Source organism: Psychrobacter sp. 1176_08 (assembly GCF_052850615.1).
In genome coordinates this window covers 240,852-258,055 of the sequence record NZ_VXCU01000007.1, presented here as the reverse complement: position 1 = coordinate 258,055, position 17,204 = coordinate 240,852, and the positions used below count along the sequence as shown (strand labels likewise).

The window sequence follows — 17,204 nt, the reverse complement described above, 5'->3', positions numbered from 1 at the left end:
TATGCTCATTGACCTTATATAACTGCAAAGACAATGTGTAATACTATTTTGCTAAACCAGATCACGGTCTTAATAATAATGACTTGGCGGTTACTATTTACTATTTCTTTAGGGACTGTCAGTCCCTTGCTATCTAGTGTTTGTAGACAGTTTTTGCTATAATTGTTGATTGCATGGCATTGTTCTCCTTCTTTACTATCAAATCTCTTCTATATAGGTAAAATACTGCTCCTTATTATATCGTCCAGTCAGGTGTTATCCATGATTGGTTTTTAAGGTTGTATGCAGATTATCTAAGATAAGAAAGAGCATGCATGTAGTTTTATTAAATATCACAATGATTGAATATAATTGATGTGATCTTGCGGTTATATGATTGATGGTTGCAATCATCACTGCCAACGGATCCAAAAACAGGTGAATAGATTATGGTAGCGATTACTTTACCCGATGGTAGCGTAAAAAACTTCGAAGGCAATACAACAGTCATGGAAGTGGCGCAAAGTATTGGGACAGGACTTGCCAAGGCAACGGTTGCAGGACGTGTGAATGGGCATTTGGTCGATGCGCATGATCCTATTATTGCTGATGCGAATGTCGAAATCGTAACACCAAAAGACGCCGATGGTGTTGATATCATTCGCCATTCTTGTGCTCACTTATTGGGTCATGCCGTCAAACAACTGTATCCTGATGTAAAAATGGTGATTGGCCCGGTTATTGACGATGGCTTTTATTACGACATTTTTAGCGAAACACCATTCACACCTGATCACATGGAAAAAATTGAAAAACGTATGATGGAGCTGATCAAGCAAGATTATGACGTGATCAAAAAAATGACCCCACGTGATGAAGCGATTGACATTTTTCAATCACGCGGTGAAGACTATAAGCTCAAACTAATTAATGATATGCCGGGCGAAGAAGCCTTTGGTCTTTATCATCATCAAGAATATGTTGATATGTGCCGTGGCCCGCACGTACCAAACACACGGTTTTTAAAAGTATTTAAATTGACCAAGATGTCTGGTGCTTATTGGCGCGGCGATGCAAAAAATGAACAGCTACAACGTATCTATGGTACGGCATGGGCAGACAAAAAAGATCTGAAAGCTTACATTCAGCGTATTGAAGAAGCAGAAAAACGTGATCATCGTAAGATTGGTAAAGCGCTCAACCTGTTTCATATGCAAGAGCAAGCGCCAGGTATGGTGTTTTGGCACGCTAATGGTTGGACGATTTATCAAGTACTTGAGCAATATATGCGTAAAGTACAATATGATAATGGCTATGAAGAAATCAAAACGCCTCAAATCGTCGATCGCAGCTTGTGGGAGCGCTCAGGTCACTGGGGCAACTATGCGACCAATATGTTCACCACTGCCAGTGAAAACCGTGATTATGCTGTAAAACCCATGAACTGCCCTTGTCATGTACAGGTATTTAATCAAGGCCTAAAGTCCTACCGTGACTTGCCACTGCGCATGGCAGAGTTTGGCTCGTGTCATCGTAACGAACCGTCAGGTTCATTGCATGGTCTGATGCGTGTGCGCGGATTTACTCAAGATGATGCGCATATTTTCTGTACGCAAGCGCAAATTCAACAAGAAGTTGCTGACTTCATTAAGCTGACTCTTGCGGTTTATGAAGACTTTGGTTTTGATAACATCATTATGAAACTCTCTACCCGTCCTGAAAAACGTGTCGGCAGCGACGAATCTTGGGACTTTGCAGAAAAGGCTCTAGCAGATGCGCTTGATAGCTCAGGTCTTGATTGGGAATATCTGCCTGGCGAAGGCGCGTTTTATGGTCCGAAGATTGAATTTAGTCTAAAGGATTCTTTAGGACGTGTTTGGCAGTGCGGCACCATTCAGGTTGACCCCAACATGCCTGAACGCCTTGATGCAGAGTTTGTCAACGAACAGAATGAGCGTGAAGTCCCTATCATGCTACACCGTGCCATTTTGGGTTCATTTGAACGCTTTATCGGTATATTGATAGAAAACTATGCTGGTTGGATGCCCGTATGGTTGGCACCGCAGCAAGTTGTGGTCATGAATATCACTGACAAACAAGCTGACGCTTGTGAAAACGTAGTTAGTGAGCTAAAAAATGCGGGTATTCGTGCTATTAGCGACTTGCGTAACGAAAAGATTGGATTTAAGATACGAGAGAAAACATTAGAACGTGTTCCCTATATGCTAGTATTAGGGGATAAAGAAGTGGAGTCGGGCAGTGTCAATGTCCGAACACGCGAAGGTGAAAACCTTGGTGTGATGAGTATTTCTGAATTTACCACATTAGTACAGAACGCTGTCAGTAAAAAAGGCCGACAGACCCCAAAAACAGATGAGGAGTAATACCTATTAAACAGTCAAACCGTTTGAACATCAACGAAGATATCAATGTCAAAGAAGTCCGTCTCGTTAAAGAAGACGGCGAGCAAATGGGCGTGGTTGATATCGAAACCGCGATGAAAGCGGCACGTGATGAAAACCTAGATTTGGTTGAATTAGTTCCTGAAGCTAAGCCGCCAGTATGCAAAATCATGGATTATAAGCATTTCCTCTATGATCAGAAGCAAAAGGCAAAAGAAGCTAAGAAAAACCAAAAGCAGACTCAGCTTAAAGAGATGAAGCTACGCCCTAGTACCGAAGAAGCTGATTATCAAGTCAAATTGAGAAAGATCGTTAGCTTCTTGGAAGATCAAGACAAAGTTAAAATTAGCATCCGTTTCCGCGGACGTGAAATGGCGCACCAAGATATTGGTCGCAAACAACTTGATCGTATCATTGAAGATACCGCTGATATCTCAAACGTCGAACAGTACCCTAAGATGGAAGGTCGTCAAATGGGCATGCTGCTTGGGCCAACTAAAAAGAAATAATCGGTTCAATCGATTATTCGTTAGTGGTGACTGTTGGTCGATGCTGTTATTCGATATAAACACCTGTCATTTGAACCATCAATATACCGTGCGATATTGATGGTTTTTTCATATTTTGCCCTTATATATTTATATGCATATAATAAGTCGACGCTACTTTACAAAACCTATCTTCTCAACCTTTTCATTACCAGTTAGTCTAAAGATCTGCTGCACTCTTTCACTATTACTCAAATAAAAACAATTAGGTGCATAAAAAAGTTCATTGATTATTAGGATCAGGTACGTTTCATACTATCTATGATCATTGGCTCAAATATTGTCCATTTTAGATACCATAGGAACCTTCATGCAAGAATTGACCCCACCAGAAAACGCGACAACTCCCAGTATTTCGCTAACGGCACCAGAACCTGTTAAAGAGATACAAAAAAGTGAAGCTGATCAAGTGGTCAAGTTGGATGACAGCCAAATCCCAGAGCTTGACGCCAAAGTTGATGCGTTTGTCGATCATGTGATTACTAATTCTGTACACAGTCCAGAGTTCCAACAAAATGTGCAATCCATTCATAATTTGGGTACTAAAGAGATTCGCGAATCGGCACAAGTTTCTAACCGAATGCTGGAGTTACCCGCAAAGAGTCTAAACGATAGCCTATTTGACAACTCCCCCATTGCCAAATCACTGACTGAGCTACGCGGCATTGTAGAAGATTTAGACCCAAGTAAAAAAGAGCTCACAAGCTCTCGCAAATTATTTGGTCTCATTCCATTTGGGAACAAAGTACAAGATTACTTCCGTCAATATGAATCTGCGCAGTCACATATCAATGCCGTTGTCACCAGTCTTTATAATGGTAAAGATGAGCTGCTCAAAGACAATGCCATGATTGAGCAAGAAAAAGTCAATATGTGGGAGCTGATGCAGTCTATTCGCCAATATATCTATGTTGGCAAAAAAATAGATGAGCAGCTAGAGCAAAAAGTTTATGCGATAGAAGCCACTGACCCCGAAAAAGCGCGCATTATCAAAGAAGAGATGTTGTTTTATGTGCGTCAAAAAAATACAGATTTTTTAACTCAGCTGGCGGTCAATGTACAAGGATATTTGGCGCTAGACACGATACGCCGTAACAACTTGGAACTCATTAAAGGGGTTGATCGCGCAACAACTACGACCGTGTCTGCCCTACGTACCGCCGTCGTCGTTGCGCAGGCCATGACCAATCAAAAACTGGTACTTGACCAAATTACTGCGCTTAATAAAACTACCAGTAGTTTGATTGAATCTACGTCGGCGATGCTCAAACGTCAGTCTGGTGAGATTCATGAGCAAGCCACCAGTAGTAGTATTGAGCTTGATAAACTCCAAAATGCCTTCAATAATGTCTATGATACGATGGATATGATTAGTAATTATAAAATTGAAGCATTAGAAAACATGAAGCAGACGGTCAATACTCTGACTACTGAGGTTGATAAAGCGCAAAAATACCTCGATAAATCTAATAAGACTACTGTTTTAGAAGTATCCAAAGAATTGGATAGTAAAAAAATCACCAGTAAATCAAATACCGTCGATATCGATATTTGAGTACTTATAACGTTTTTGCCCCATACAGTTATTGCCTAATAAAGGTGATAACTCCAGCTATCGAATACATATAAGACAATTGACGCAAGATATTGCAGCGTCGTTCGTGTTAAGATAGTACCTATTAATAATTTTAAAAATAGATACGGTAATTTATGAGTTGGAATGATCCAAACGCCTCAAGTGAGGCAAAAAGATATGACAATCCTATTCCTAGTCGTGAGCTGATATTGAGCACGATTAACGAACATGGTGAAGTCACGCATCAACAGTTGGCCAAAGCCTTCAATATTGATGACCCAGACCAGTTTGATGCTTTAGGCAATCGTTTAAAAGCAATGGCTCGTGATGGACAAGTAAACTGTGACGGTCGTCCTTATCGCTATCGTACGGTGACTCAGCAAGATATCGTCACAGGTACAGTATCGGCGCATCCTAAAGGCTTCGGTTTTGTCGTATTGAGTGACATGCCAGATTTGTTCTTACATGAAAAACAAATGCGCTGGGTATTTAATGGCGATACAGTAGACGCCGTCGGTACGTCAACAGACAACCGTGGTCGTACAGAAGGCCGTATTGTCGATGTGGTTGAGCGTCGTCAAAACAACTTTATTGGTACACTGGCCCGTGATGAAGATGGGTATTGTGTTGAGCTTGGCAGCCCAAACAATCACCAACCAATCACCGTCACTGATGATAATGTCCAAGCATTGAACATCAAGCAAGGTGCGCCTGTCAAAGTTGACATCATCGATTGGCCAAATCAGCACGAATTTGCCACAGGCAAAATTACTGAAGTCTTGTCTGACGACAATGATCGCGAATTGATCATCGAAACCACATTGCTTAATTATGATATCCCTTCAGAATTTAGTGAAGCGGCACTTAAGCAAGCTAGTGACTATCAAGAACCAACTGAAAAAGATCTAAAAGGTCGTAAGGATTTACGTGACTTGCCACTCGTTACAATCGATGGTGAAGATGCACGTGACTTTGATGATGCCGTATATGCTGAAAAACGCTCTGGCGGTAATTATCGAGTAGTCGTAGCGATTGCAGATGTGAGCTATTATGTCACGCCAAACTCACCTCTTGATCAAGACGCGTTCGAACGTGGTACATCCGTCTACTTCCCGCATCGTGTGATTCCAATGTTGCCTGAAGTGCTGTCAAACGGACTGTGTTCATTGAACCCAAATCTTGATCGCCTCTGTATGGTCGCTGATATCAAGATATCGCGCGCAGGTAAGGTCACAGGATACGAGTTTTATCCATCAGTCATGCACTCACAAGCACGCTTGACCTACAATCAAGTAAATGCCTATCTTGAGAATCCACAAGATAAAAGCGTGCCCACGTCACTGACTGGCAATAAAGACGTCAAAAAATCTATTGATACCCTTTATCAGTTATACGAGCTATTACTTAAAAAACGTGAAGAGCGTCATGCAATGGAGTTTGAGACTGTTGAGACGTATATCAAGTTCAATGAAAAAGGTGGCATTGATGCTATCTTGCCACGAACTCGTGGTGACTCTCAAAAGCTTATTGAAGAATGTATGTTACTTGCCAATACGTGCGCGGCAAATTTTGCCTTAAAGCACGAATTGCCAGTCTTGTATCGTAACCATGATAAGCCGGATAGCGAAAAGTCGATGCGTATCCATGAATATGCTAAAAACTTTGGCTTGCCGTTCCCCGAAGAGAGTCCAACACAGGCAGACTATCAGCGTATTATTGAAGCGACTAAAGACCGTCCAGATGCCATTAGCATCCACAGTATGCTGCTGCGTTCTATGATGCAAGCAAACTATGCACCTGACAATATCGGTCACTTTGGTTTGGCTTATGACGAATATAGCCACTTTACCTCACCCATTCGCCGTTACCCTGATTTGATGTTGCATCGTGCTATCAAAGCAAAGGTGACCAATAGCAAACAGCCAGTCATGGACTTTTCTTTGGATGGTGCTGGTACACAGACATCAGACACAGAACGTCGTGCAGAAAAAGCATCACGCTATGTTGAATCTTGGCTAAAGTGTCATTACATGACTGATCATGTTGGCGAAGAGTTTGAAGGCGTCGTCACTACCGTGACCAATTTTGGCTTATTTGTGACATTGACTGATTTGTACATTGATGGTTTGGTCCATATCTCAAACGTCGGTGATGATTTCTTTGTTTACGATGAGCAGCAGCAACAGCTTATCGGTAAAGACAAAGGCACCTTATTTGGGCTTGGTGATTTGGTCAAAGTAAAAGTGGCTGGCGTGAACATGGATCTGCTACAAATTGACTTTGATTTGAAAGAAAAGCTGCAATCTAGTGAGATGAATCAAACGAAAAAAGGCCAGTCTAAAAGAAGTCCAGCAAAAAAAGGCAACAGCCGTAGTAGAAGCGCTAATAAGAAAAGCTAATATTAGCTAAAACTTCAAAACCATAAAAAAGGCTAACGTCATCGTTAGCTTTTTTTATGTGTACTATTTTACTTTGCTTCATCATTCATTTGTGCCAGTCGCGCTTGATCAGTTTGTTGAGCTTGATCAATTTTAGTAGTGGCATCATCCAAGATGGCTTTGGGCTGCTCACCAAGCGGTTTATTAGCAATATTATTTGAGTTGCTTGTATCAGATACCAGTGTGTGCGCCGTTTTTTGCTCAGAAGTAGTGCTACTTAAAGCCATCTCTCTGTCTTTTTCACGCTGATAATCATTGATGATATTAAAAGCCAATAATGCCATTATCCCAACCAATGAAAATATAATCAGATGTTTTATTTGCATAAAAAATGTCTCGTATGTCATTAAAAAGTCTATATACGTTTTACTGCACTTTTTATGCCCAATTTTTAGATTGCCTATGTGGCTTACTCTTGTGGACTGGCACTGTCTAATAAATCGGTTTCATCTGAGCTTTCCGCAATTTCTTGCTCGACCTTTTCCATTAATTTATCGTTGGGACGCGCATCCAAAACCTCTTTGGCATCGTGACCTTGCAAAATATGCTTGGCTCGAGCTTTGGCTTTTTGCTTATCTTTATCGTCAATACTTCGCACTTCATCATGATCATCGTGAGTAATAATGGGCGTGGCTGAAACTCGCGGTTTATGACCAGTAGCACTGCTGGTATCTAAGCTTCCTTGCATATGCTCTAGCGCTTTTTCGAGTTTTTCGTTGAAGCGTAGGCGGTAAATAGGTTCTGGCAAGCTAAATCCTGCGTTTTCTAAGGCATGCTTGGTCTCACGAATGGCAATACTACGCGCTTTAGCAAAATCTGTTTCTGACTGATTCACCCATATTTGAAACTCAAGGACAATGTTAGAATCGCCGACGTTGGTAATGACCGCCATCGCCTTCGGATTGTCCAACACAAAAGTTAAATCATTGATGGCGTCAATGCCGACTTTGATAGCGGCCAACGGATCGTTATTGGCATCCACGCCCAACTCAAAGGTAAAACGGCGCTCAGGGTTTTTGGTGTAATTTAAGATAGTGCCTTTAAAAACTTCAGCATTGGGAATTCGAAGCTGGTTACCATCTAACGTCATCAATATGGTTGCGCGTGACGTCAACCGCACCACAATACCTTCTTGCTGGTTGATCACGATATGATCACGGGCGCGAAAAGGTTGACGAATACTGAGCATCAAGGACGCAATATAATTTTCGATGGTATCTTTAACGGCAAAACCAACAGCGATACCAATGACACCCGCACCACCTAGCAACGTACCCAAAATGGTTTCTGCACCAATTAAGCTGAGTGCCAGAATAAGACCAAAAATAATAAAAATAACTTTTACCGTTTGGGCTAATAACTCAGCGACAAACGGATTGGGCGTTAAACGCTGCCACATTTTTTTGCGGTTCGATAGCCAACTGCCGAGCCATGTCACCAGTATGAATATCACCAAACCAACCAATAATAAAGGCAGTGCTTTGACCAAATTTTTGACTTGTGCTTTTAGGGTTTGATAAACCGTCGTGACATTGTCTTGTACATCCAGAGTACGGTCAATCCGATCATCAACAGTGACCACGTCAGTCAAGCGATTGGTCAAATTAATGGCTTGTTGTGCCTTTTTCTCGTTTGGTGTCTCACCCGTTAAGGTGACAACCCCTTGGGCAACGCTAACATCGACAGCTTGCAGCCCTTCGATTTCAGAAAAAATACCTTTGATACGTTGACGAATGTCATTGTCTGTTTGTAGAGAGGGCGTGGTTTCGATTTGAGCATTGTTGGTGCTCTGACCATTAATTACTGGCGGAGCAGGCAAGGGTTCAGACGATTCTACCTCGTTTGCTGATGTAGTAGAATCATCTGTTACCACTTCTTCGGTGGTCTCTATTCCTAATGCGGTGGTTATGCTGCTTACTTCTTCATCAGCAGCATGCGCAGGCAACCAGCAAATGACGATCAGTAGCAACCATGCCTGACCCCACGTTTTTAAACAACTACGTATTATCGAGTGGTCAAGATAAGCGGCCATAAGTATCTTCTACTGGGTTTTTATCGGCGTTTTTTATTGCAACTCTCTCTTGTTACAAAGATTTGCGTTAATTGTTAACGATCTAAATAAACCTGCGCTTCAGCCAAATTCAACGTACCTTCGTAGATTGCGCGACCAGTAATGATACCTTCGATACAGTCGCCGTATGGCTTTAATAGCTCAATGTCTTTCATGTCTGTCACACCGCCTGAGGCGATCACAGGCAAACCGCCTTCACGAGCCAGATTGACTGTTTGCTCAACATTTACGCCTTGCATCATACCATCACGAGCAATGTCAGTATAAACAATCGAGGAGACACCCACATCTGCAAAACGCTTAGCCAGCTCAGTTGCTTTAGTATCCGTCACATTTGCCCAGCCATGAGTGGCAACCATACCGTCTTTGGCATCAATACCGACGATAATGTGTCCTGCAAACTCGCGACAAGCCTCAGTGACAAAGCTAGGATCTTCAACGGCTTTTGTACCAATGATGATGTAAGTCAGTCCCGCCGTAATATACTGCTCAATCGTGTTCATGTTTCTGACACCGCCGCCCAGCTGAATAGGCAAGTTTGGATATGCCTTGGCGATATCATGAACCACTTGTCTATGCACTGGCACACCATCAAATGCACCGTTTAAATCGACCAGATGAAGCCTGCGTGCTCCTTCCTCTACCCAGCGTGCCGCCATGGCCACTGGATTGTCAGAAAATACCGTATCATCTTCCATACGGCCTTGTTTTAAGCGCACACATTTACCATCTTTTAAATCAATCGCCGGGATAATGACAGGCACAGCACACATACAGCATTCCTTATCTTATAAAGCAAAGTATTAAATAAATTTTGGGTATTAACCCTTAAAAATCAAACAGTAATAGACAGATATCCTCTAAGACGCTCATTTAGACCATATAGTCGCCAAGACAGATAACAAAACAAATCGTGCTTAAAGAGGATATGACTGATTGTGGGAAATAAATACTCATAACCACAAGTTTTGATATATCTATTTACTGTAAACATGAGGTAAATTCAATTACTGACTGGCAATTTTAGGTCAATTTAGCGTATAATCCTAGGTAAATTTTTATTTGTTTCTATGTGATAGTAACCATACGCTATGCTTTTAACTGAGTCGTTTTTGGCTTAAGGGTGCATAGCAGTCAGGAAGAATCAGGCAGGAATTTACCGCATCTGTACGATGTTGGCTAATACCTTGCTAAGAAGGGTTATATTAGAAATTTCAACTGGTGGGCGTTAAACCGTCTACTCTGCACTACCAAAATCTAATTAGATACCTTCTACGATGTCTCTATCATTAGTTAACTATTACTAACAGTCATTACTAGCGCTATGACAACTGATTGTAATAAGTGAGACTCACTTATCGGTTGCTCAGCTGGTTTGTCTTTTAACCAGTTTGCTATCTATTTTCATAGATTATTATTTGACTATTTTTTCTATTGAGCGTTGTTTTGCAAGCCCTCAAACTGATAAGGAAAGTCAATCATACTGGCGTTACAAGCTTTAATTTTCAATGAAACGTGTGATAAGGCTGTTTGTTTTGAAAATAGTCACTTTTAGCTCACTGCTTTAGCGATTAATTTTGATGGAATGGTTTTAGCATACACCTTGGTAGCCAGTCGCCACTTTGGTAATTCGAATAAGACATTAACGTGTTGTTAAGGAGTCTGAGGTCAGCGTTAATACTCTTACTAGTAGTTTTGATCGTGCATTGTTTTAAAAAACCCGTTATCGCTATCCTACTATAGGAGTAGAGATTTGTGGGCTTTATTTAATGACGCAAATGTTCATGCTACCGATATACCAAACAGGACGTCTGGTATCGTTTTAGACTATGGACTAAGTTTTCGCTTATGATTACCATCAAAAAAGGTTTGGATTTGCCCATCACTGGTGAACCCTTCCGCGAGATATCTGAGCACCAACCTACACATGTAGCGGTTATTGGCTATGACTATGTGGGTATGAAACCCACGATGAATGTCAAAGAAGGTGACATTGTAGCCAAAGGCCAGCCCGTTTTTGAAGACAAAAAACGCGTTGGCGTGATCTACACTGCCCCTGCTGCTGGTAAGGTTATCGCGGTCAAACGCGGTGAACGTCGTGTGTTTGAAAGTCTTGTGATTGCGGTTGACCCAAACGGTGAAGAAGTAGAATTTGAGCGCTATGACTCCCAGCAACTTGCTGACCTAGATTCTGAAGTCGTTGAAACCCAGCTACTTGCCTCTGGCGAATGGACGGCGTTTCGCACGCGTCCTTACAGTCGTGCTCCAGAAATCGGTGCCCGTCCACACGCTATCTTTGTCACGGCCATGGATACCAATCCATTGGCTCTTGATCCGATGTTGCTGATTAATGAACAGTTACAAGCGTTCAATGACGGTCTTGCTGTACTATCAACCCTTAGCCCCAAGACTTTCGTTTGTCATCACGGCAATACATCGTTGACGCCAGTTGCAAAGACGGCAGCCAATAATGTCACTGAGTATCATGGCTTTGCTGGTAAACATCCAGCAGGATTGGCTGGTACACACATTCACTTTTTGCATCCAATCATGCGCGGTGTTAGCGTATGGACGATTGGCTATCAAGATGTGATCGCTATTGGTAAGCTATTTACTACAGGGCGTTTGTATACGCGTCGTATGATTAGCTTGGCGGGTCCAGCAGTCACCAACCCACATCTAGTGGCTACTGAGCGCGGTGCTGACATTACTGCCCTTACAAAAGGTCAATTAGCAGCTGGTGAGAATCGTATTATTTCAGGTTCTGTCTTGTCTGGTCGCAAAGTGTTTGACAATATCGCTTACCTTGGTCGCTTCCATGACCAAGTCAGTGTACTACCTGAAGGTCGCGAGCGCCCTGCGTTCCACTTCTTTAGTGCGGGTGCAAACCGTTTCTCTAAATTGCCTATCTATATCTCTCAGTTCTTTGGTGGCAAAAAGTACAACTTCACCACGACAAGCAACGGCTCACCAAGAGCCATGGTACCTATCGGGGTTTATGAAGAAGTGATGCCTCAAGATTATCTGCCAACACAGTTACTACGAGCATTGATTGTCGAAGACATCATCAGTGCTGTTGATTTAGGCGTACTTGAATTGGACGAAGAAGATTTAGCATTATGCACCTTTGTATCTCCTGGCAAATATGAATTCGGTGATATTTTGCGTGATAACTTAACGCGCATTGAGCTGGAGGGCTAACCACGATGAAATTTTTACACAATATGTTCGATCGTATGGAGCCGTCTTTCACCAAAGGTGGCAAACACGAAAAATACTATGCCATTTTTGAGATGTTTGATACGTTTTTGCGTCAACCAAGCTCAACGACTTATGCATCTTCACACGTACGCGACGGTATCGATCTGAAGCGTATTATGATTACCGTATGGCTATGTACATTCCCAGCGATGTTTTGGGGTATGTACAATATCGGTCATCAAGCGCTAACTGCGATCGATCAGCTTGGCTTGCAACCTGAAGGCTGGCGCACTGTCATCACTAGCATGGTAGGCTATAACCCAGAGAGTATCTGGGCGAGCTTCGTTTATGGTGCTATGCAGTTCTTACCGATTTATATCGTCACCTTTGCGGTCGGTATTCTTTGTGAGATTATCTTTGCCGTGGTGCGAGGACATGAAGTCAACGAAGGTTTCTTTGTGACCTCTGTCTTATTTGCCTTATGTCTACCACCAGATATTCCATTATGGCAAGTTGCCCTAGGTATTATCTTCGGTGTGGTAGTGGCCAAAGAAGTATTTGGTGGTACAGGTAAAAACTTCCTTAACCCTGCCCTATCAGGTCGTGCCTTCTTGTACTTTGCTTATCCAGCCTATATGTCTGGTGACTCAGTATGGACGGCAGTAGATGGTTTCTCAGGAGCGACGCCTCTTGGTCTGGCTGCCCTTGGTGTGGTTCCTCAAGATTTTGTTGATGTGTATGGCAATGCCATCACATGGGGCGATGCATTCTTAGGCAACATGCAAGGCAGTATCGGTGAAGTATCAACGCTTGCAATTTTGATGGGTGCCGCTGTTCTACTATGGACGCGCATCGCTTCATGGCGCATCATGGCAGGGTGTGTGGTCGGTCTTGTTGCCACCTCTCTTGTGTTCAATATGATTGGCTCTGAAGACAATATGATGATGAACCTGCCATTTTATTGGCATTTGGTTATCGGTGGTTTTGCATTCGGTGCTGTCTTTATGGCGACCGATCCTGTATCAGCTGCGCACACCAATAAAGGTCGCTGGGCATATGGTATCTTGATTGGTTTTATGACCGTATTGATCCGAGTGATTAACCCTGCTTTTCCAGAAGGCATCATGCTAGCCATTCTTTTTGCCAACTTATTTGCTCCATTGTTTGATTATTTTGTGACCCAAGCAAACATCAAACGCCAAACAGCTCGGAGGGTTCGCTATGTCCAAGCCCAAAAGTAACAATGCGAAAACCATCAGTGTGGCATTGACGCTATGCTTGGTGTGTTCAGTACTGGTCTCAGCAGTTGCTGTTGGTCTCAAACCAGCACAAGTCGAAAATGCTCGCTTAGACCGTAACAAAAACATCTTGGTAGCAGCGGATATGTATAACGCTGAATCTGATACCGCAGAAGATGTTGCTGAGCGCTTCAAAGACTTTGATGTCGAAATTATTGATTTAAATAAAGGTACTTATCTTGATGATAGTGCCTTAGCAGACGCTGGTATCCCTGATCGTAACGCTTATGATGCAAGTCAAGCAACCAAGAACCAAGCATTGAGTGAAGACTTGGGTGATAACGATCCTGCTGGTATTGGTCGTAAGCCCAAATATGCCAAAGTCTATGTCAAAAAAGATGACGCGGGCAAACCTGAAGTGGTTGTACTGCCGATTCAAGGGTATGGACTATGGGGTACTATCTACGGTTTCTTAACCCTTGAAAGCGATATGAATACCATCAAAGGTATCAGCTTTTATGAGCATAAAGAAACCCCAGGTCTTGGCGCACGTATCGAAGAGCCAGAATGGCGTGCAAAGTGGACGGGTATCCAGTCCTATGACGAAAATGGTGATGTTGCTACTGGTGTAACCAAAGCAGGTGCGCCGAAAGAAAACTGGGTAGATGGTATCAGTGGCGCGACGCTTACTAGCCGCGGTGTCAGTAATATGATTCAGTTTTGGTTAGGTGATCAAGGCTACAAGCCGTATCTAGATATGCTACGTAAAGAAAGTGGTCAAACAGTTGAAGATGCTGATACGCAGGCGAATCAGTCAACGCAATCAAAGACCAGTCCAGCTCAACCTAATACCGAACTGGCAGCATTGCAGCCAGTAGCAAACGGCAAGGAGGCATAACATGGCTGACACGAAAACTATTTTAACCTCGCCTATTTTTGATAACAACCCGATTGCGTTACAGATCCTAGGTATCTGTTCGGCATTGGCGGTCACCACGAGCATGGCCAATGCCATGGTTATGTGTGTGGCGTTGACATTAGTAACAGCTTTTTCGAGCTTCTTTATCTCGATCATTCGTAAACAAATCCCTTCGAGCATTCGTATCATCGTACAGATGACCATTATTGCATCGTTGGTTATTTTGGTCGATCAGGTACTAAAAGCGGTCGCTTATGATGTGAGTAAAGGCTTGTCTGTCTTCGTTGGTTTGATCATTACCAACTGTATCGTTATGGGCCGTGCAGAAGCGTTTGCAATGAGCAATCCACCTGTACCTAGCTTTTTAGATGGTATCGGTAACGGTCTTGGTTACTCTGCGGTACTGCTGTTTGTTGCAACTGTCCGTGAGATATTAGGCGCAGGTACTTGGTTTGGTATTACCATTCTACAACCAGTCACTGACGGCGGTTGGTATTTGCCAAACGGTCTATTATTATTGCCACCATCAGCGTTCTTTATTATTGGTTTGTTTATTGCCATTGTTCGTATCTGGAAACCAGAACAGGTCGAAGAAGCTGAATTTGTAATGAAGCCGCAGTCTAAAGGCATGGCACATGGAGGCGGTCACTAATGGGACATTATGTTAGTTTATTTATAACCTCAGTCTTTATTGAGAACATGGCGCTGGCCTACTTCTTAGGTATGTGTACTTTCTTGGCAGTGTCAAAGAAAGTATCAACAGCCATTGGTCTTGGGGTTGCTGTGGTTGTCGTTATGGCGATTACCGTTCCGCTAAATAACTTACTTTTTCAGTTCATCCTAAAAAATGGTGCGCTGGCATGGGCAGGTTTCCCTGATATCGACTTAAGCTTCTTAGGGTTGCTCAGTTATATTGGTCTTATTGCTGCGACGGTACAGATCCTTGAGATGTTCTTGGATAAGTTTGTACCAAGTCTTTATAACGCGCTTGGGGTGTTTTTGCCTCTTATCACTGTAAACTGCGCCATCTTAGGTGGGGTTCTGTTTATGGTTGAGCGTGATTATAACTTTGGTGAATCCATGGTTTATGGTGTGGGTGCAGGTTTTGGTTGGGCACTTGCTATCACTGCGTTGGCCGGTATTCGCGAGAAGCTAAAGTACTCGGACATCCCAGCACCGCTACGTGGTCTTGGTATTACCTTTATTACGGTTGGTCTTATGTCGCTCGGCTTTATGTCGTTCGGTGGTATGTCCATTTAAACCGTTTGGTCTAGCGTTATTGACTCATAAGAGTATGACTTTTTTATCAATTGATACGCTATATTCAAGACCTTATTTAGCTATTTGACCTATTTAATTCATTTATTCGGTAGGCGTTCGGGTACAGCATAAAATCCATGCCTCCGCACCCCTACCCCATAGATTAAGGATACATATCATGGATTATGCTACGGCGATTGGTGGCGTGGCTATGTTTACCTTGATCATCATGGGCCTTGTTGCCATTATTTTGGCAGCGCGTTCAAGATTGGTCAGTTCAGGTGACGTTACCATTCATATCAATGATAATCCCGATAATGATGTAGTGACACCAGCAGGTGGTAAGCTACTGCAAACACTTGCAAGCGAAGGTATCTTTTTATCTTCAGCATGTGGTGGTGGTGGTACCTGTGCACAGTGTCGCTGCCGTGTTATTGAGGGTGGCGGTTCTATCTTGCCCACCGAAGAAGGCTATTTTACTCAAGGCGAAATCCGTGATCACATGCGCTTGGCTTGTCAGGTAGCTGTCAAACAAGACATGAAAATCGAGATTGACCCTGAGTTTTTTGATGTACAAAAATGGGAATGTGAGGTTATCTCTAACGATAACGTGGCAACCTTTATTAAAGAATTGGTACTTAAAATTCCAGAAGGCGAAGAAGTTAACTTCCGAGCTGGTGGTTATGTGCAGTTAGAAGCGCCACCGCACGAAGTTCACTATAAAGACTTTGTGGTAGATGAAGAGTACCGAGAAGATTGGGAAAAATTTGGCATTTTCAAATATGTGTCAAAAGTTGATGAGCCAGTGATTCGTGCTTATTCAATGGCCAATTACCCAGAAGAAAAAGGCTTAATCAAGTTCAACATTCGTATCGCAAGTCCACCACCACGCGGCCCTGACAATATTCCACCAGGCAAAATGTCTTCTTGGGTGTTTAGCTTAGTACCTGGCGACAAAGTTACGGTTTCAGGTCCGTATGGTGAGTTCTTTGCCAAGAAAACGGAAGCTGAGATGATCTTTGTCGGTGGTGGTGCGGGTATGGCACCAATGCGTTCTCACATTTTTGATCAGTTGAAACGCTTAAACACCGATCGTAAGATTAGCTTTTGGTACGGTGCACGCTCTATCCGTGAGATGTTCTACGTTGAAGATTACGATCAATTGGCGGAAGAGTTTGATAATTTTGAGTGGCATGTAGCCTTGTCTGATCCATTACCAGAAGATAACTGGGAAGGTCCAACAGGCTTTATTCATAATGTCTTACTTGAAAACTACCTGAAAGACCATCCAAACCCTGAAGACTGTGAATTTTACATGTGTGGGCCACCAATGATGAATGCGGCGGTAATCGACATGTTACACAGCTTGGGTGTTGAAGATGAAAACATCATGCTTGATGACTTCGGTGGTTAGATTGTCTGATTAAGCAAAAAAGCTTGTTTAAGAATGTCTATAGAAAAGAGTCTCAATTGAGGCTCTTTTTTTTGTTTGGATAACCTGTTCAAAATAAAATCATTACATGAATAGCTACGTACTACTGGTACAAATTTTTTTGCTTACTGATCGCAAGC

13 protein-coding genes are annotated in these 17,204 nt (G+C 42.7%); 10 read left to right on the top strand and 3 right to left on the bottom strand.

Going from position 1 to position 17,204, the window contains the following annotated elements; translation table 11 throughout:
* Positions 1–428: 428 nt before the first annotated feature.
* From thrS to rnr, 4 genes are all read left to right on the top strand, one after another.
* Positions 429–2,363 (top strand): threonine--tRNA ligase, encoded by a 1,935-nt coding sequence (gene thrS, locus FW759_RS10995; protein WP_095569470.1) that lies wholly within the window; start codon positions 429–431, stop codon positions 2,361–2,363.
* 23 nt (positions 2,364–2,386) lie between these two features.
* Positions 2,387–2,890, top strand: a complete 504-nt coding sequence (gene infC, locus FW759_RS10990; RefSeq protein WP_062845719.1) for a translation initiation factor IF-3 — start codon at positions 2,387–2,389, stop codon at positions 2,888–2,890.
* Between the two features lie 349 nt (positions 2,891–3,239).
* Positions 3,240–4,484, top strand: coding sequence for a toxic anion resistance protein (locus FW759_RS10985; protein WP_446443016.1), 1,245 nt, complete (start codon positions 3,240–3,242; stop codon positions 4,482–4,484).
* A 155-nt stretch (positions 4,485–4,639) separates the two neighbouring features.
* Complete coding sequence (rnr, locus tag FW759_RS10980) at positions 4,640–6,904, top strand: ribonuclease R (RefSeq protein ID WP_446443015.1); 2,265 nt, start codon at positions 4,640–4,642, stop codon at positions 6,902–6,904.
* A 68-nt stretch (positions 6,905–6,972) separates the two neighbouring features.
* Here the strand turns inward: rnr and FW759_RS10975 are convergent, their stop codons facing one another.
* The 3 genes from FW759_RS10975 to hisA form a co-directional block, all read right to left on the bottom strand.
* On the bottom strand, positions 6,973–7,269 hold the full coding sequence (locus FW759_RS10975; RefSeq protein WP_446443014.1) for a hypothetical protein: 297 nt from the start codon (positions 7,267–7,269) through the stop codon (positions 6,973–6,975).
* Between the two features lie 83 nt (positions 7,270–7,352).
* The gene (locus tag FW759_RS10970; protein WP_446443013.1) at positions 7,353–8,975 is read right to left on the bottom strand and encodes a mechanosensitive ion channel domain-containing protein; all 1,623 of its coding nucleotides are present in this window, start codon (positions 8,973–8,975) and stop codon (positions 7,353–7,355) included.
* A gap of 74 nt (positions 8,976–9,049) precedes the next feature.
* Positions 9,050–9,787: a 1-(5-phosphoribosyl)-5-[(5-phosphoribosylamino)methylideneamino]imidazole-4-carboxamide isomerase gene (hisA, locus tag FW759_RS10965; protein WP_446443012.1), complete on the bottom strand. Its 738-nt coding sequence runs from the start codon at positions 9,785–9,787 to the stop codon at positions 9,050–9,052.
* A gap of 1,075 nt (positions 9,788–10,862) precedes the next feature.
* Between hisA and FW759_RS10960 the strand changes: the two genes are divergently transcribed.
* The 6 genes from FW759_RS10960 (at position 10,863) to nqrF (ending at position 17,046) form a co-directional block, all read left to right on the top strand.
* Positions 10,863–12,215, top strand: coding sequence for a Na(+)-translocating NADH-quinone reductase subunit A (locus FW759_RS10960; RefSeq protein ID WP_446443011.1), 1,353 nt, complete (start codon positions 10,863–10,865; stop codon positions 12,213–12,215).
* Between the two features lie 5 nt (positions 12,216–12,220).
* Entirely contained in the window at positions 12,221–13,456 is a 1,236-nt protein-coding gene (locus FW759_RS10955; protein ID WP_062845726.1) for an NADH:ubiquinone reductase (Na(+)-transporting) subunit B, read from the top strand.
* Entirely contained in the window at positions 13,437–14,351 is a 915-nt protein-coding gene (locus FW759_RS10950; protein ID WP_095569466.1) for a Na(+)-translocating NADH-quinone reductase subunit C, read from the top strand. The genes FW759_RS10955 and FW759_RS10950 overlap by 20 nt, the downstream gene beginning before the upstream one ends.
* 1 nt (position 14,352) lies before the next feature.
* The gene (locus FW759_RS10945) at positions 14,353–15,024 is read left to right on the top strand and encodes an NADH:ubiquinone reductase (Na(+)-transporting) subunit D (protein WP_062845728.1); all 672 of its coding nucleotides are present in this window, start codon (positions 14,353–14,355) and stop codon (positions 15,022–15,024) included.
* Positions 15,024–15,632, top strand: coding sequence for an NADH:ubiquinone reductase (Na(+)-transporting) subunit E (gene nqrE / locus FW759_RS10940; protein ID WP_025652986.1), 609 nt, complete (start codon positions 15,024–15,026; stop codon positions 15,630–15,632). The genes FW759_RS10945 and nqrE overlap by 1 nt, the downstream gene beginning before the upstream one ends.
* 178 nt (positions 15,633–15,810) lie before the next feature.
* Entirely contained in the window at positions 15,811–17,046 is a 1,236-nt protein-coding gene (gene nqrF / locus FW759_RS10935; RefSeq protein ID WP_062845729.1) for an NADH:ubiquinone reductase (Na(+)-transporting) subunit F, read from the top strand.
* Positions 17,047–17,204: the final 158 nt, after the last annotated feature.

Excerpts from the sequence above, each read along its gene's own strand:
- thrS (WP_095569470.1), top strand. The coding sequence starts at position 429 with ATGGTAGCGATTACTTTACCCGATGGTAGCGTAAAAAACTTCGAAGGC.
- FW759_RS10985 (WP_446443016.1), top strand. The coding sequence starts at position 3,240 with ATGCAAGAATTGACCCCACCAGAAAACGCGACAACTCCCAGTATTTCG.
- rnr (WP_446443015.1), top strand. The coding sequence starts at position 4,640 with ATGAGTTGGAATGATCCAAACGCCTCAAGTGAGGCAAAAAGATATGAC.
- FW759_RS10975 (WP_446443014.1), bottom strand. The coding sequence starts at position 7,269 with ATGCAAATAAAACATCTGATTATATTTTCATTGGTTGGGATAATGGCA.
- FW759_RS10970 (WP_446443013.1), bottom strand. The coding sequence starts at position 8,975 with ATGGCCGCTTATCTTGACCACTCGATAATACGTAGTTGTTTAAAAACG.
- hisA (WP_446443012.1), bottom strand. The coding sequence starts at position 9,787 with ATGTGTGCTGTGCCTGTCATTATCCCGGCGATTGATTTAAAAGATGGT.
- FW759_RS10960 (WP_446443011.1), top strand. The coding sequence starts at position 10,863 with ATGATTACCATCAAAAAAGGTTTGGATTTGCCCATCACTGGTGAACCC.
- FW759_RS10955 (WP_062845726.1), top strand. The coding sequence starts at position 12,221 with ATGAAATTTTTACACAATATGTTCGATCGTATGGAGCCGTCTTTCACC.
- FW759_RS10950 (WP_095569466.1), top strand. The coding sequence starts at position 13,437 with ATGTCCAAGCCCAAAAGTAACAATGCGAAAACCATCAGTGTGGCATTG.
- FW759_RS10945 (WP_062845728.1), top strand. The coding sequence starts at position 14,353 with ATGGCTGACACGAAAACTATTTTAACCTCGCCTATTTTTGATAACAAC.
- nqrE (WP_025652986.1), top strand. The coding sequence starts at position 15,024 with ATGGGACATTATGTTAGTTTATTTATAACCTCAGTCTTTATTGAGAAC.
- nqrF (WP_062845729.1), top strand. The coding sequence starts at position 15,811 with ATGGATTATGCTACGGCGATTGGTGGCGTGGCTATGTTTACCTTGATC.